The following is a 15,484-nucleotide window of genomic DNA, read 5'->3' on the forward strand; positions in this document are numbered from 1 at the left end:
CGGCCGGCGGGCACCGACGCCGGGACGCGTCAGGCCGCGGCCAGGGCGGGCGCCGGCGTTTCCTCCGCCTCGGCGAGCAGGGCCATGAGCGTCGCCCGGGCACGGGCCACCCGGGAGCGGACCGTGCCGACCGGGCAGTCGCTCAGCGCGGCGGCCTCCGCGTACGGCAGACCGAGGAGCTGTGTGAGGACGAACGCCTCACGGCGCTCCTCCGGCAGTCCGTCCAGCAGCTCGAGCAGGGCCACGCCGTCGTCGAAGCCGGGCAGGCCGCGCGGCTGGGCGAGCTCGACCGCCAGCTCCCAGTCCGTCAGATCGGCCGGGCGGGGACGCACGGCGGTGTACCGGAGGCTGTCCGCGACCGCACGCCGGGCGATGGCCAGCAGCCAGACGCGCGCCGAGGAGCGGCCCTCGAAGCGGTGCAGACTGCCGAGCGCCCGCAGGAACGTGTCCTGCGCGAGATCGTCCACGGCCTGCGGATCGGCGCACAGATGGGCGACGTAGCGGATGACGTCACGGTGCAGGGCGCGCACGAAGTGGTCGACGGCCGCGGAGTCGCCACCGCGGGCGGCCAGCGCCCAGGCGGTTATCGACTCGTCGGCCGACGGGCTGCGCTCGGATGAAAGGGGCAGGGCAGGAGTGATCACCTGGTGTCCTTCTCGGAATTCCGGGAGCACGCGCGACACGCGTGGGGCCCGGTGAGCGGGGATACGGCCGCGCCCGCACGACGTGACATACGGAGTGACGTACGGACGCAGGGCCGAGACCGGGGCGCGCGGAGTGCCGCCCCGGGAGTGCCGGCTGCCGTCAGGCGGCAGCGGCCCCCGCGGGCGGTCCTCGAGAGGTGATCGCGTGGACGAGAAGGAGCAGGCGCGGTGCGCGGTCGGAGGACCAGCGCCGGACACGTACGGGCGGGGGCGGCGGCGTGGGCAGGGCGAACAGCAGCCGCAGCGGCGCGGCCAGCCGGCTGCCCACGGCGCGCAGCAGACGGAAGACGGCCCGTTCGCCGTGGCCCAGCCACAGGCCGCAGAGCAGCGCGGCGAGCAGGTGGGCGGCGAGCATGCCGAGGGACGAGTCACCGCCCGGGGCGTGTCCCGTATGCCCCATGTGGTGGGACATGGAGCCCATTTCATGACCCATGGCTCCCATGCCATGGCCGGCCATGGATCCCATGCCGTGGCCCATGGAGGACATGTCCATGGAGTCCGTGCCACCCGTCGCCCCGGCGGCCGGTGCCGGCACGAGTGAGAACGCCGAGTGCAGTCCGGTCTGGACGACCACGGCGACGGCGACGACCAGCCGGAGTCCGCGCTCGCGGCCCGCCAGGCACCAGCCCGCCACACCGGTCACGGCCCAGCCGGCCACCAGGGTCGACAGGGGGACGTGGTCGCCGGACATCATGACGTGTCCCAGGGCGGCGAGCACGACACAGACGGCCGCGAACACCGCGGCCCGTGTCGTGCGAGCACACCACCCTGCTGTCATGGCGCCTCATCTTCGCATCCGGCCCCGCCCCGTCGCCCATGGGTACGAAAATCGCCCGGCCTTCGTACTCAATCCGTGAGGTGTGATCCAGGCCACTGTCCAGGAATCGATGCCTCCGGTCGGGCCACGGCAGAATCCCCGGCGTGGACATCACCGCGCAGGAGCTCAACCGGGCGACCCTCGGCCGTCAGTTGCTGCTGGGCCGGGAGGTGATGGAGGCCGGGGAGGCCGTGCGGCGGGTGGTGGCGCTCCAGGCGCAGCATGCCGCTTCGCCGTACGTGGCGCTGTGGAACCGGCTGGCCGGCTTCTCCCCGGCCGAGCTGGACGAGGCCTTCGAGCGGCGTGCGGTGGTGAAGGCGACCCTGATGCGGATCACGCTGCACGCGGTCCACGCGGACGACTACCAGGTGTTCCGTGAGGCGATGCAGCAGACGCTGTACGCCTCGCGGCTCGGCTACCGCTTCGCCGCCGCGGGTCTCACCCCGGCCGACGGCGAGGCACTCGTCCCGCAATTGCTGGACTTCGCCGACCGGCCGCGGACGGCGGCGGAGCTTCAGGCCTGGCTCGAGGAACGGGTCGGCGCGGACAAGAAGGCCGGCGCGTGGTGGGGGCTCAAGGGGTACGCGCCGCTGCTCCACCTCCCGACCGGCGGACCCTGGTCGTTCGGCACCCGGGCGTCGTTCGTCGCGGCGCGGACCGGCCCCGTGCCGACTGGCCGGGAGTCGGCGACGGAGGCCCTCGGGCAGCTCGTCCTGCGCTATCTGCGGGGCTTCGGACCGGCGTCGGTCGCGGACGTGGCGCAGTTCGCCATGCTGCCGCGACAGCCGGTACGGCAGACGCTGCACGCTCTCTCCGACTCGGTGGAACAACTCCGCGGGCCGGCCGGAACGGTCCTGTTCGACGTACCGGACGCCCCGCGCCCGCCGGCCGACACGCCTGCGCCCCCGCGGCTCATGGCCATGTGGGACAGCGTCCTGCTGGCCCACGCCGACCGCAGCCGCGTGATCCCGCCGGACTATCGCCGTCTGGTGATCCGCGTGAACGGTGACGTCCTGCCCACGCTGCTGGTGGACGGCCGGGTCGCCGGCGTGTGGCGCGCGATCGACGGCGGTATCGAGGCCACAGCCTTCCACGATCTGCCGCGCACCGCGTGGGACGGCCTCGCGCAGGAGGCCGCGTCCTTGACCGGGCTCCTGACCGACCGCGACACCGAGGTCTACCGCCGCTACCACCACTGGTGGCCGAAACTCCCCGCCGGGCACGTACGCCTGTTCACCGGCCGCGGATGAGGCTCCGGGCCCGGTCCGTCCCGCCGGCGCCCCCTGTGATCAACGGTGATCGATCCGCCTAGAGTGTCGGGGCATGACGACACAAGCCACCAGCTCAACGCAGACGTATCTCTCCGAGTTGTTCTCCCTGGAAGGCCGCGTCGCGGTGGTCACCGGTGGCAGTTCCGGTATCGGTCGCGCCATCACGGGCGCCCTCGCCCGCGCCGGCGCGAGTGTGGTGGTCGTGGCTCGCGGCGAGGCCGGACTGGCCGCGACGGTGGAGGAGTTGACGGCTCAGGGCTGTCGCGCCGCGTGGGTCAGCGCGGACCTGAGCACGCGCGAGGGTGTGCGGACGGCCGCCGAGCGGGCGGTCGAGGCGTTCGGGGAGCCCGACATCCTCGTCAACAGCGCCGGGATCAATCTGCGCCCGCCGATGGACGAACTCACCGAGGACGTCTGGGACCTGACGATGGCCGTGAACCTGGAGGCGCCCTTCCTGCTGGGGCAGCGCTTCGGCCCGGGCATGGCGGAGCGCGGGTTCGGGCGGATCCTGCACATCAGCTCGCAGCAGGCGCACCGGGCGTTCGTGCAGAGCGGGGCGTACGGCGCCTCCAAGGGCGGACTGGAGTCGCTGGCGCGTTCCCAGGCCGAGGCGTGGTCGCCGCGCGGTGTCACCTGCAACGTCCTGGTGCCGGGCTTCGTCATGACGGCGCTCAACAAGCGCCTGTCGTCGGACCCGGAGAAGGTGGCCGCCCTCGCCGAGCGCACGCTGATCGGGCGGAACGGCCTGGCCGAGGACTTCGCGGGCGCGGCCGTGTTCCTGGCGAGCCCGGCGTCCGCCTACGTCACCGGGCAGTCGGTCTACGTCGACGGAGGGATGTCCGTCCACTGACGCGGCGACCGCATCAGACGGCCGGGCCCGTCCGCCACACGAAGACCTCGGTGCTCGGTGCCCGCTCGGAGAACCGGCCCGAGGGCGCGGCCTCGCGCAGCAGCAGCCGTAGCTCCGTCTCGAAGTCGTCCCGGCGCCCTTCGAAGAGATGCGGCGCCGAGAACGACATGGAGAACACCCAGGCGACGACATCGTCGTGGGTCCGCTCCAGCACCTGCCCGCCGGGGACGACGAGACGCCGGGGCCCGGAGAAGCCCGCCCGGGCGAGCACCTCGTCCTCCGCGCCCGGTGTCCCCTGCGTCAGCACCCCGCGGCCCGCTCGTCGCACGGGCCCGAGGTACCGCTTCACCAGGTCGCCCACGTCCGCGTAGGGGACCGCCGGGTGCGGCATGCCGTCGACGGTCCGGGGCTCGGTCTTCAGGTCCGCGATGTGCACGAGGGCCCCGCCGGGGCGGAGCATGTCCCGGACGGTCGCGGCCACCAGGTCACGGTCCATCCAGTGGAAGGACTGGCCGAAGGTCGCGACGTCGAACGTGCCGAGCCCCGCGGGCAGGTCCTCGGCCCGCGCCCGCACCCAGCGGGTCCTGGCGCCCACTTCCCGGGCGGCGGCCCCGCGCCCGGCTTCGGCGATCATCCCGCTGTCGGGGTCCACCCCGACGACCTCGCCGAACAGACGCACGAGGCTCAGGGCGATGGTGCCGGGCCCGCAGCCCACGTCCAGGAGGCGCCCCCGTCCGTCGAGCCGCAACTCCTCGGCGAGCGCGTCCGCCAGCCCGGGTGCGTAGGGCAGCCGCCCCCGCTCGTAGTAGGCGGCGGTCCCCGCGAACAGCGTGTCGTCCCACTCCCAGCCGACCACCATGCCCGACCACCACCCTCACAGCACAGAGTCCCGCGACCACCCGGCCGGTCGACGCCCCGATGATTCCACGACCCCGCCACGCGCCGGGGATCACCGCCGGGGGTCCCCCGTCGGAGAGCGGCCGACGGGCGCTTGTCAGTGCCCGGTGTCACGCTGGGCACCACAGGACCTGCGGAAGGGAAAGCATCGCCATGATCACCACGGAGTTCGCCCCCGGTTCCCCCTGTTGGCTCGACCTCGGCGCTCCGGACGTCCGGACCGCCGCCGCCTTCTACGGCGCCGTGCTCGGGTGGGACTACGAGTCCATGGGCGAGAGCGAGGACTTCGAGGGCGGGATGTTCCGGAAGGACGGCAAGATCGTCGCCGGGCTCGGCAAGCTCACCGAGGAGGGAGCGCGCTCGGCCTGGATGCTCTACTACAGCGTCGCCGACGCGGACGCCACGACGAAGGCCGTGGAGCAGTCGGGCGGCACCGTGCGCGTCGCGCCGATGGACCTCGAGGAATGGGGCCGGATGGCGCAGTACACCGACCCGCAGGGAGGCCAGTTCGCCGTCTGGCAGCCGGGGACTTCCAAGGGCCTCGACCTCGTCGACGAGCCGGGTTCGCTGTCCTGGACGGAGTTGATGACGACGGACGCGGCGGCCGCGCGGGCGTTCTACGGCGGACTCTTCGACTGGCAGTTCAGCGACATGCCGATGCCGGGCGACGCGGGCATGTACACCCTGATCACCCCCGCCGGGCTGCCCGAGGACCGGATGCACGGCGGCCTCGTGGAGCTCCGCCCGGAGGACCTGGATCTGACGGACGGGCGGCCTTACTGGCACCCGGTCTTCGCCGTCGCCGACTGCGACGCCGCCGTGGCCAAGGTCAGGGAGTACGGCGGCAGCGTGCAGATGGGGCCCGAGGACATGGAGGGCGTCGGCCGGCTGGCCGTCTGTCTCGACCCGGCGAAGGCGGACTTCGTGGTGCTCGCTCCGTCCGAGGCCTGAACCGGGCGAGTCACCACCACCGATGGCTGTCCCCGGCGATGCGCCGCTTCCCGAGCGGCTGCACCTCGCGCGCGTTGCCCTCGGGGAAGAGGCTCCGGTAGTGCTCCAGCGCGGCGGCGGACGCCTGGACCGGATGGGTCAGGACGGTCCAGCGCACGCCGGTGGTGTAGGGGCAGGTCGTGGTGGATCCGACGTAGCGGTAGGACTCGGTGCAGGGCGGCAGCAGGGTGTCGATCTCCACATCGGGCACGTCCCAGTGCTCTTCGCTCCGGCGGGCGGACTCCAGCAGCCGGTCCAGTGAGCCGTTGGCGTCGCCCGGGTGGAGGAACACGCCGAGCACCGCGTACTCCTTCGCACCGGCCCCGTCCCTGTCCCCGTCCCCGGTCGTCCGGGCGTACTTCAGGTGCTGTTCCATCGGGAACACCACCCCGCCGACGGTGTGCTCGGACGGCGTGTGCCAGTGGATGTCCTCCAGGTGGTACGTGGCGTCGCCGATGCTCATCAGGCAGTCCTGTCCGAGCGGCGGCTCGGCCTTCACCGAGCCCTCCTCGGGCCGGAGGCAGTCGGGCCGGTGCCGCTTCGGCCGCTCGAAGCTGAGCCGCAGGGAGAGTCGCCCCGGATGGCGCAGGCGCAGGGGTGGCAGGGCCGAGACATCGATGGCCTGCGGACGGATGTCGACCGGGCTCTGGGACAGAGCGGTGCCGAGGGCGGAGGGGGCAGGGGCGGTCAGGGACACGGGGCATCACTTTCGGTCGACGGGCGGACGGCCGGGTAGGGACGACCGCATCCTTTTCCCTCGGCGGCGCCCAAGACGCGCCAGGTCACCCGGACTGCCGAACCCCCGGATCGCGGCCTTGACCCGCTACGGTCGCGACATGAACCAAGGTCCCGGTGCGGCGGCTCAGGAACCCGGCGAGGACACCGTCCGCGAGTTCGCCGGTCTGGTGAAGGACTGGGCGGCCGCGATCGTCGCCAACGACCCCGCCCGCATCGCGGGCTTCATGGCGGACGAGTGGGTGATCGTCTCCGAGTCGGGGATCGACCCGAAGGAGAGGTTTCTCTCCCTCGTGGAGTCCGGGGACCTCACCCACTCCGCGATGGACCTCAGGACCCGGCCGAGGGTCCGCGTCTACGGCGACACGGCCGTGGTCACCGGACGGGTCACCAACACGGCCCACTACCAGGGCGAGCGCTACGACGCCGACGAGTGGACGACGGACGTGTTCGTGAAGCGGGACGGGCGCTGGCGGTGCGTGCTGAGCCAGATCACCTCGGCGGCCCCCGGAACCACATCAGCGGCCCCTGGATGAGCGTTCAACTGATTTGCATATGATGCGCAAATGCACGACTACAGCATCAGGGAAGCCACGCCTGCGGACATCGACGGGGCACGGGTGGTGATGCTGGACGCCGTGTACCGCGACTTCGACACCGGCTATGTGCCGACCTGGCACGCCGACATCATCGACCCGGTGCCGTTCTACGTCGAACCGCCGCGGCACACCCTCCTGGTGGCCGTGGACGAGCGGGACGGGACGGTGGCGGCCACCGGGGCGCTGGACGCGCGCGGCCCGGCCCATCCGCCGAACCCGCGCTGGCTGGCCGAGCGGTACCCCTCGGGCGAGACCGCGCAACTGCGGCGGCTGTACGTGAGCCCCGCGCACCGGCGGCGCGGACTGGCCCGGCGGCTGGTCGAGGGTCTGGTCGACTTCGCCCGGGCCGACGGCGGGTACCGGTCCCTCTATCTGCACACGTATCCGCACTCGCCCGGCGCGCTGGGCCTGTGGCGGACGCTGGGCAAGGTGGTGTGCGACGAGCGGGAGGAAGTGCCCGGCGGCGGCAACGGCGTGGTGCACTTCGAGATTCCCTTCGCCTGAGCACCACGGGGACGACACTGAACACCTCGCACTCACCCCTGCCCAAGGGCCTCACCGCCCTGCGCGCCCTCGCCCGCGGCGGCGCCCCGACGCTGCTGTGGCGGGCCGTGCTGATGGCCGCCCTGGTGGGCGCGATCGGCCTGCTGCCATGGCTGTCGCGCACCGACCCGGCGCTGACCGTGCTCAAGGCCCGCTCGGCCGACCGTGACCCGACGCCCGAGACGCTGCGCGCCATCCGCGACCAACTCGGGCTGGACGACGGCCCGCTGACGCTGCTCGGCCGCTGGCTGGGCGGGCTGCTGCACGGGGACGCGGGCACCTCGTGGGTGTCCGGCGGCCAGGTGCTGCCGGGCGTCGTGCAGGGGCTCGGCGCGTCATTGCTGCTGGTGTCCGGGGCCCTGGTGGTCGCGGCGGGCACCGTCGCCGCGGTGTGCGCCCGCACACTCCGGCTCGGCTCGCGGGGGCGGCTCGCCGCCCGCGGCACCGGCGGCACCGCGTCGGCCGTGCTGGCCGCGCTGCCCGAGTTCCTCGTCGCCTCGGTGCTGGCCTCGGTGATCGGCGTCCAGCTCGGCTGGCTGCCCGCGCTCGGCTGGTACGGGCCGCAGTGGATGGTGCTGCCGTCGCTGGCCCTCGGCCTGCCCGCCGGGGCGATCCTCGGACGGATGCTGGACGACCTGCTGCCCGGCGCCTTCGCCGAGCCGTGGGCCCTGGCCGCCGCGGCACGCGGCATCCCGCCGAAGTCCGTGGCACGGCAGGCGGTGCGCCGCTGCGTGCCCGGACTGCTGCCCAATCTGGGCCTGTTCGTGGTCGGCCTGACCGGCGGCTCGGTCGCCGTCGAGCAGATCTTCGACATCCCGGGCCTGGGCCGGCTCACCCTGCACGCCGCCCTCGCCCAGGACCTGCCCGTCCTGCAGACCGGCACCCTCGCCCTCGTCCTGGTCGCGGCCGTCGCCGGTGTCCTCGCCCGGCTGTCGGCCCGGCTGCTCATCGGGCCCGCGCTGCGCGACGGCGCCCTGCACTCCCTGCACGGCGCAGGCCCGTCCGAGCGCCGCGCCCTGCCCCTGCTGTACGCGGCGCTGCTCGCCGCCGTCATCGGGTTCGGCCTGCCGCGCGACCCGCTCGCCCTGGACACCCTCGCCCGGCTGCGGGCCCCCTCGCTTGCGCACCCGTTCGGGACGGACGCGCTCGGCCGGGACGTCCTCGCCCGGGTCTCCCACGGCGCGCTGACCACCCTCGGCATCGCCCTCGCGGTGAGCGCCGCCGCGCTCCTCGTGGGGCTGCTGCTGGGGCTGCTGCCGAGGCTGTCCGGGCCGCTGGTCGACACCGTCAGTGCCGTGCCGCCCGTCCTGGCGGGACTGCTCGTCGCCGGTGTCGCGGGCAGCGGGCCCTGGACGCCCGCGTTCGCCGTGGGTGTCCTCGCCTGGTCCCCGCTGGCCGCCCACACGTCCTCCCTGCTGCGGCAGGAACGCGCCACCACGCATCTGGCCGCGACCCGGGCGCTGGGCGCCGGCCGCTGGTATCTGCTCTGGCACGAACTGCTGCCCGCCGTGCTGTCGCCGGTGACCCGGCACGCCCTGCTCCGGCTGCCCGGTGTCGCGCTGAGCCTCGCCGCCCTCGGCTTCCTGGGCCTGGGCGCCCAGCCGCCGTCCCCCGAGTGGGGTCTGCTGCTCGCCGAGAACCAGCCGTACGCCGAGCGCGCCCCGTGGGCCGTCCTCTTCCCCGCCGCCGTCCTCGCCCTGCTGGGGGCGCTCGCGGTCACGGCCGCGGGCGGCGTACGGCTGCCCCGGCGGCGTGGGCGGCCCGAGGGCCCGGCCGGGCCGCCCGGGGAGCGGGTCATGCCCCCGCAGCGGCGGCGGGACAGCGCCGACGCCCTCCTGGCCCCCGTGTCCACCTCACCGACAGAAGAGCGATGACCGACCCCGCCTCCCGCGTGCCGGCCCGCCGGTCCGCCCGTACGCCCAAGACCCCGCGTGAGAGCACCTGGCGGCTCTGGAAGGAGCTGTCGCCGCTGCTGCGGCTGCTGATCCTCACCCAGCTCGCCTTCAACATCGGCTTCTACGCCGTCCTGCCGTTCCTCGCCGAGCACCTCGGCACCGCGATCGGCATGGCGGGCTGGCTGGTCGGGTTCGTGCTCGGGCTGCGCACCTTCAGCCAGCAGGGGCTGTTCGTGGTCGGCGGCTGGCTCGTCGACCGGTTCGGGGTGCGGCCCGTCGTGCTGGCCGGCTGTGCGCTGCGGATCGCCGGGTTCGCGTGGCTGGGGTACGCGGAGGCGAGCTGGGCCGTGATCGGCGCCGTGCTGGTGATCGGTTTCGCCGCCGCGCTGTTCTCCCCCGCCGTGGAGTCCGAGGTGGCCCGCCAGGCGGTGGTCTGGGAGGAGGAGGGACACGGCTCGCGCACGCGTCTCCTCGCCCTGTTCAGCGTCGCGGGGCAGGCCGGGGCCTTCGTCGGGCCGCTGCTCGGCGGACTGCTGCTCGCCGTCGACTTCCGCACCGCGTGCCTCGCCGGCGCGGCGGTCTTCGTCCTCGTGCTGGCCGGGCATCTGTGGCTGATGCCGCAGCACATCCCGGGCCGGGTCCGCACCCGGGAGCGGGGCGGGGCGCGCCTGCTGCTGCGCAACCGCCGCTTCCTGGCCCTGTGCGGCGCGTACGGCTCGTACCTGCTCGCCTACAACCAGCTCTATCTGGCCCTGCCGGACGAGGTGCAGCGCGCGGCGGGCTCCCAGGCGCCGTTGTCCTGGCTGTTCGCGCTGTCCTCGGTGCTGGTGGTGTTCACCCAGCTGCCGGTGACCCGCTGGGCGGGCGACCGGCTGGACCTGCGCCGCTCCATGACGGCGGGGCTGCTGCTGATCGCGGCCGGTTTCGCGGTGGTGGCCGCGGCGCGCCCCGCCGGGTGGACGGACCTCGCCGGGCTGCTGCCCGCCGCGGGCTTCGTCGTACTGCTCACCGTGGGACAGATGCTGGTCGTGCCCGCCGCCCGCGCCTGGGTGCCCGACCTCGCCGAGGAGGGCCGGATCGGCCTCTACATGGGCGCGCTGTCCTCCGTCTCGGGCCTGATCGTCCTGGCCGGCAGCGCGGCCACCGGCTCCCTTCTCGACCTCGGCCTCCCGGCCGCCGTGCCCTGGCTGCTCCTCGCGGCCGTACCGGCCCTGACGGTGGCTCTGCTGCCGCGCCGGGAGGAGCGGGCCGAGGAGGCGGACGCGGCGGCCTGATCCGGTAGGCGGCGGCGCGGGGGCCCGGGGGCAACCGCGCGCACCGCACCTCACCCCGCCGGGCGATGTCTCCGCTCGGATTTCCGGGACCGTACCGGCCCTCGACACCGCCGTGGAGATCATCGGTCACTCGGCGCCAGTATCCTGGGTCGGCTGCGCGTCCCCCGCCAACCCCCGCCTCAAAACGGGGAGTTCGGCCTGCGGCGACGTACCTTCCCATACGCATGAGACGAGGACGAGTGCTGCTAGCGGGCCGCTACCGGCTGGATGTTGAGATCGGGCGCGGTGGAATGGGAGAGGTCTGGCGCGCGTACGACGAGACGCTCGCCAGGGCGGTGGCCGTCAAGCTGCTGCTGCCCCAGGACACCGATGTCACGGCGGCTTCCCGGTTCCGTCTGGAGGCACAGACCGCCGGGCGCCTCAACCACCCCCATCTGGTCGGTGTCCTGGACTTCGGCGAGTACGACAACCGGCTGTACCTGGTGATGGAACTGGTCGAGGGCGACAGCCTCGCCGGGGTGCTGGCCGCCTCCGGGGCGCTGCCGGCCGAGCGGGTGGCCGATCTCGCCGCGCAGGCCGCCGCGGGGCTCGCCGCCGCCCACGCGCAGGGCATCGTCCACCGTGACATCAAGCCCGCCAACCTGCTGCTGGACGCCCACGGCACGCTGAAGATCGGCGACTTCGGCATCGCCCGCTTCCTCGACGACCCCGGCGCCGCGCTCACCGCCACCGGCCAGATCGTCGGCACCGGCCTCTATCTCGCGCCCGAACGCGCCCTGGGCCAGCCCGCCGGACCCGCCTCCGACATGTACTCCCTGGGGTGTCTGCTCTACCAACTCCTCAGCGGCCGGCCACCGTTCCAGGCGGACACCGCCGTCGCGCTCCTCCACCAGCACCTCGATTCCGCGCCCGTACCGCCCCGTGAGCTCGGTGTCGCCGGGCTCCCGCCGGCCTTCGAGAACTATCTGCTCGGCCTGCTCGCCAAGCAGCCCGAGGACCGGCCCACCGCCCAGCGGACCGCCGAGTGGTTCGGCGGCGGTGCCTGGCGGGGACTGCCCGAGCCGCTGCCGGAGGCCGCGCCCCCGGTGACGTCCGCCGCGCCGAGGCCGTACCCGGCCGCCGAGACCCGCAACCCGGCCACCTACGCGCTGCCCGGCGCCCCTGGGCTGCGCACCGGGCGCACACCCCAGGCCGGCCGTGCGCGCCGCGCCGCGCCCCGGGCCGCCCCCGACAACCGGCGCAAAGCGGCGGCGACGGTCGCCGCGGCGGCGCTCTTCGCCGCCGCGATGCTCGCCGGCATGCTGTGGTTCTCGCCCGACGACACCGCGACGGAGGGCACGGAGCCCGACGCGTCGCCCTCCGCGAGCAGTCCCGTCGCCACGCCGTCCGCCGGCTCCGCCTCGCCGCTCTCTTCCGCTCCGGCGGCGGACACGGCTCCGGACGCCACCGTTCCGGCCGCCGGCACAGTGGCCGATATCACCCCGTCCACCAGCGCACCCGCTCCCCCGACCCCCGTCGAAGCGACGCCCAGCCCCACGACACCGGCCCAGGAGACGGCCGACGCATCGCGAAAGGCGGACAAACCCCGGCAGGAGAAGCCCCGTCGGACCTGGGAAGACGGCGACGACGATGACGACGGGGGCGACGACTGAGCGGCCCTGCGCCGGTGTGCGAGCGGACGCCCCCTCGCGCGCCCCCTCGGGTGGCTTGTCATCGTCCTTATCTCGGCATTACTGTCACCACGCCTTGGTGAACGGGAAAGCCGGTGTGATGCCGGTGCGGCCCTCGCCACTGTGAATCGGGAAGTCCGGCTCCGGCCCTAACAGGCAGCCACTGGGTCCTTGCGACCCGGGAAGGCGGAGTACGGGCGGTGGTACCCGTCAGCCAGGAGACCGGCCAAGGCGCGTCAACCATCCACGAGGTGCTGGAGAGGGTCTGCTGAGCCATGCACATAGCCGAGGGTTTTCTGCCGCCGGCACACGCGGTCGCCTGGGGCGCCGCGTCGGCGCCGTTCGTCGTCCACGGAGTCCGGTCGCTCACCCGTGAGGTGCGTGAGCACCCCGAGAGCACCCTGCTCCTGGGTGCCTCCGGTGCCTTCACGTTCGTCCTGTCCGCTCTGAAACTGCCGTCGGTCACCGGCAGTTGCTCCCACCCCACCGGAACGGGCCTGGGAGCCATCCTGTTCCGGCCACCCATCATGGCGGTGCTGGGCACCATCACCCTGCTCTTCCAGGCGCTGCTGCTCGCCCACGGCGGTCTGACCACGCTCGGCGCCAACGTCTTCTCCATGGCGATCGTCGGGCCCTGGGCCGGATACGCCGTGTACAAGCTGCTGCGGCGCTACGACGTGCCGCTGATGGTCGCGGTCTTCTTCGGGGCGTTCTTCGCCGACCTGTCCACCTACTGCGTCACCAGCGTGCAGCTGGCGCTCGCCTTCCCCGACCCGGGCAGCGGGTTCGTGGGCGCGCTCGGCAAGTTCGGCACCATCTTCGCCGTCACCCAGATCCCGCTCGCGGTGAGCGAGGGCCTGCTGACGGTGCTCGTGATGCGGCTGCTGGTGCAGTCCAGCAAGGGTGAACTGACCCGGCTGGGTGTGCTGGTGACCGGCGGGCGCAAGGAGAAGAAGACGGCGGCCGAGTCCGAGGCGGTGGCGTGATGAACCGGAACACGAAGATCAACGGCCTGCTGCTGCTCGCCGTGGCCCTGCTCGCGGTCCTGCCGCTCGCCCTCGGCCTCGGCGACCACAAGGAGGAGCCGTTCGCGGGCGCCGACGCCCAGGCGGAGACGGCGATCACCGAGATCGACCCGGACTACAAGCCCTGGTTCTCGCCGCTGTACGAGCCGCCGTCGGGTGAGATCGAGTCGGCGCTGTTCGCCCTGCAGGCGGCGATCGGCGCGGGCGTGCTCGCCTACTACTTCGGCCTGCGGCGCGGCCGCCGCCAGGGCGAGGAGCGGGCGCGGCAGGACACCGAGGAGACCACGGGCGTCACCGAGGGGTCCGGGGCCGAAGGGGCCTGAGCCGCGTGCTGCCGATCGACGCGGCGGCGCACAGCAGTCGCTGGCGCCGCCGCCATCCCGTGGACAAGGCCGTGCTCGGTCTCGGCCTCACCGTGTTGGCCATCTCGCTGCCGCCCTGGCCGGGAGCGGCCCTGGTGCTGGTGACGGCCGTGTCCCTGCTGCTGGGGCCGGCCGGTGTGCCCGGCCGCCGGCTCTGGCGGGCCTACCGGGTGCCGCTGGGCTTCTGTGTGACCGGCGCCCTCACGCTGCTCGTCCAGGTCGGCGGGCCGGGGAGCTTCGTCTCCCTCGCGGACGACGGGCCCCTGCGGGCCGGGGAGTTGCTGCTGCGCACCTCGGCGGCCTCCCTCGGGGTGCTGCTGTTCGCCTTCACCACACCGATGTCCGACCTGCTGCCGCGCCTGGTCCGGGCGGGCGTCCCGGCGCCGGTCGTCGATGTCGCGCTCGTGACGTACCGCATGAGCTTTCTGCTGCTGGACTCCGTGCGCCGGATCCGCGACGCGCAGGCCGCCCGGCTCGGGCACACCACACGGGCCGCCACCTGGCGTTCGCTGGGCGGACTCGGCGCCACCGCGTTCGTCCGGGCCTTCGACCGGGCGGCCCGCCTCCAGGCCGGTCTCGCCGGGCGCGGCTACGACGGAACCCTGCGGGTCCTGGTGCCCGAGGCCCGTGTCTCCGTCCGCTTCACGGTCGCCAGTTGCGCGCTCCTCGCGACGCTGGCCGTCCTCACCCTCGTACTGGAAAGGCCGCTGACATGAGCGAGCCCGCCCTCGTCGCCCTGCGGGGCGCGTCCTTCGCCTACGAGGACGGCCCGGCCGTGCTCAGCGGCCTCGACTTCGACATCCGGGAGGGGCGGGCGCTGGCGCTGCTCGGCCGCAACGGCAGCGGCAAGACCACGCTGATGCGGCTGCTCAGCGGCGGGCTGCGGCCGCACGAGGGGCGGTTGACGGTCGACGGGCAGCCGGTGACGTACGACCGCAAGGGCCTGACCCGGCTGCGCACGACCGTCCAGCTCGTGGTGCAGGACCCGGACGACCAGCTCTTCGCGGCGTCCGTCGAGCAGGACGTGTCGTTCGGGCCGCTGAACCTCGGGCTGTCCGACACCGAGGTACGGGCGCGGGTGGCGGAGTCGCTCGCCGCCCTGGACATCGGGGCCCTGGCCGACCGGCCCACCCATCTGCTCTCCTACGGGCAGCGCAAGCGGACCGCCATCGCGGGCGCGGTCGCCATGCGGCCCCGGGTGCTCATCCTCGACGAGCCGACGGCCGGACTCGACCCCGACGGCCAGGAACGGCTCCTGGCCACGCTCGACGGGCTGCGTGCGAGCGGCACCACGGTGGTGATGGCCACCCATGACGTCGATCTCGCCCTGCGCTGGGCCGACGACGCGGCACTCCTCACCCCGGAGGGCGCGCACCTCGCTCCCGCGCCCACGGCACTGGCCCGGACGGATCTCCTCGGGCGGGCGGGGCTGCGGTTGCCGTGGGGTGCCGCCGCCGCGGACCTCCTGCGCGCGCAGGGGCTGTTGACCGGGTCGGCGCCCGGCCCGCGCACCCCGGAGGAGCTGGCCGCCCTGGCGGCGGAGCGGCCGGTGACCGGCGGCTGAGGGTCGCTTCCCCGGCCTTGTCGTGTATAGGCTGGCGGTGCAGCTGGTTCGCCCCGTCCGCCAGACGGGATGCGTCGCAAGAGGGAACCCGGTGGGAATCCGGGACTGCCCCGCAGCGGTGAGCGGGAACGACCGCCGTCATACGCACTGGGTCCACGCAGGGCCCGGGAAGCGACGGCCAGTAGGTGTCTCACACAGTGAGACGTGCCCGCGAGTCCGAAGACCTGCCAACTGCCCGCGCGCGGACGATACGTGCGCGGACATTCCGGTGACCTCGAGGGCGGGTCG

Annotated in this window: 16 protein-coding genes and 2 riboswitches; of the genes, 12 read left to right on the forward strand and 4 right to left on the reverse strand. The window is 73.8% G+C overall.

Going from position 1 to position 15,484, the window contains the following annotated elements:
• Positions 1-29 precede the first annotated feature (29 nt).
• Both NNW99_RS02280 and NNW99_RS02285 read right to left on the reverse strand, forming a co-directional pair.
• Positions 30-644, reverse strand: a complete 615-nt coding sequence (locus tag NNW99_RS02280; protein WP_215116903.1) for a sigma-70 family RNA polymerase sigma factor — start codon at positions 642-644, stop codon at positions 30-32.
• A gap of 160 nt (positions 645-804) precedes the next feature.
• A complete protein-coding gene (locus NNW99_RS02285; protein WP_215116904.1) occupies positions 805-1,482 on the reverse strand; it encodes a hypothetical protein in 678 nt (225 codons plus the stop codon).
• 143 nt (positions 1,483-1,625) lie between these two features.
• On the opposite strand from NNW99_RS02285, the gene NNW99_RS02290 reads away from it, so the two are divergent.
• Positions 1,626-2,771: a winged helix DNA-binding domain-containing protein gene (locus NNW99_RS02290; RefSeq protein ID WP_215116905.1), complete on the forward strand. Its 1,146-nt coding sequence runs from the start codon at positions 1,626-1,628 to the stop codon at positions 2,769-2,771.
• Between the two features lie 73 nt (positions 2,772-2,844).
• Positions 2,845-3,642: an SDR family NAD(P)-dependent oxidoreductase gene (locus tag NNW99_RS02295; protein ID WP_215116906.1), complete on the forward strand. Its 798-nt coding sequence runs from the start codon at positions 2,845-2,847 to the stop codon at positions 3,640-3,642.
• 13 nt (positions 3,643-3,655) lie between these two features.
• On the opposite strand, the gene NNW99_RS02300 is transcribed toward NNW99_RS02295, so the two are convergent.
• On the reverse strand, positions 3,656-4,501 hold the full coding sequence (locus tag NNW99_RS02300; protein WP_215116907.1) for a class I SAM-dependent methyltransferase: 846 nt from the start codon (positions 4,499-4,501) through the stop codon (positions 3,656-3,658).
• A 191-nt stretch (positions 4,502-4,692) separates the two neighbouring features.
• Here NNW99_RS02300 and NNW99_RS02305 point away from each other — a divergent pair, with 191 nt between their 5' ends.
• Positions 4,693-5,490, forward strand: a complete 798-nt coding sequence (locus NNW99_RS02305) for a VOC family protein (protein WP_215116908.1) — start codon at positions 4,693-4,695, stop codon at positions 5,488-5,490.
• 10 nt (positions 5,491-5,500) lie between these two features.
• Here NNW99_RS02305 and NNW99_RS02310 read toward each other — a convergent pair whose 3' ends face one another.
• Positions 5,501-6,226, reverse strand: coding sequence for a carbonic anhydrase family protein (locus tag NNW99_RS02310; protein ID WP_215116909.1), 726 nt, complete (start codon positions 6,224-6,226; stop codon positions 5,501-5,503).
• A 139-nt stretch (positions 6,227-6,365) separates the two neighbouring features.
• On the opposite strand from NNW99_RS02310, the gene NNW99_RS02315 reads away from it, so the two are divergent.
• The 9 genes from NNW99_RS02315 to NNW99_RS02355 all read left to right on the forward strand — a co-directional run bounded on the left by NNW99_RS02315 (position 6,366) and on the right by NNW99_RS02355 (position 15,196).
• Entirely contained in the window at positions 6,366-6,800 is a 435-nt protein-coding gene (locus tag NNW99_RS02315) for a nuclear transport factor 2 family protein (protein WP_215116910.1), read from the forward strand.
• 30 nt (positions 6,801-6,830) lie between these two features.
• The gene (locus NNW99_RS02320; RefSeq protein ID WP_215116911.1) at positions 6,831-7,367 is read left to right on the forward strand and encodes a GNAT family N-acetyltransferase; all 537 of its coding nucleotides are present in this window, start codon (positions 6,831-6,833) and stop codon (positions 7,365-7,367) included.
• A gap of 113 nt (positions 7,368-7,480) precedes the next feature.
• Entirely contained in the window at positions 7,481-9,280 is a 1,800-nt protein-coding gene (locus NNW99_RS02325; RefSeq protein WP_215124111.1) for an ABC transporter permease subunit, read from the forward strand.
• Positions 9,277-10,575: an MFS transporter gene (locus NNW99_RS02330; protein WP_215116912.1), complete on the forward strand. Its 1,299-nt coding sequence runs from the start codon at positions 9,277-9,279 to the stop codon at positions 10,573-10,575. Before NNW99_RS02325 ends, NNW99_RS02330 begins: the two co-directional genes overlap by 4 nt.
• Before the next feature lie 224 nt (positions 10,576-10,799).
• Positions 10,800-12,227: a protein kinase gene (locus NNW99_RS02335; RefSeq protein ID WP_321170379.1), complete on the forward strand. Its 1,428-nt coding sequence runs from the start codon at positions 10,800-10,802 to the stop codon at positions 12,225-12,227.
• A 56-nt stretch (positions 12,228-12,283) separates the two neighbouring features.
• Positions 12,284-12,491: riboswitch (cobalamin riboswitch) on the forward strand.
• A gap of 29 nt (positions 12,492-12,520) precedes the next feature.
• Positions 12,521-13,231: an energy-coupling factor ABC transporter permease gene (locus tag NNW99_RS02340; RefSeq protein ID WP_215116913.1), complete on the forward strand. Its 711-nt coding sequence runs from the start codon at positions 12,521-12,523 to the stop codon at positions 13,229-13,231.
• Positions 13,231-13,593: an energy-coupling factor ABC transporter substrate-binding protein gene (locus NNW99_RS02345; protein WP_215116914.1), complete on the forward strand. Its 363-nt coding sequence runs from the start codon at positions 13,231-13,233 to the stop codon at positions 13,591-13,593. Before NNW99_RS02340 ends, NNW99_RS02345 begins: the two co-directional genes overlap by 1 nt.
• Positions 13,594-13,598: 5 nt before the next feature.
• On the forward strand, positions 13,599-14,348 hold the full coding sequence (cbiQ, locus tag NNW99_RS02350; protein WP_215116915.1) for a cobalt ECF transporter T component CbiQ: 750 nt from the start codon (positions 13,599-13,601) through the stop codon (positions 14,346-14,348).
• A complete protein-coding gene (locus NNW99_RS02355) occupies positions 14,345-15,196 on the forward strand; it encodes an energy-coupling factor ABC transporter ATP-binding protein (RefSeq protein ID WP_215116916.1) in 852 nt (283 codons plus the stop codon). Before cbiQ ends, NNW99_RS02355 begins: the two co-directional genes overlap by 4 nt.
• A 27-nt stretch (positions 15,197-15,223) precedes the next feature.
• Positions 15,224-15,443: riboswitch (cobalamin riboswitch) on the forward strand.
• Positions 15,444-15,484 lie beyond the last annotated feature (41 nt).

Source organism: Streptomyces sp. CRCS-T-1 (assembly GCF_024442335.1).
In the GTDB taxonomy this organism is placed as follows: Bacteria; Actinomycetota; Actinomycetes; order Streptomycetales; family Streptomycetaceae; genus Streptomyces; species Streptomyces koelreuteriae.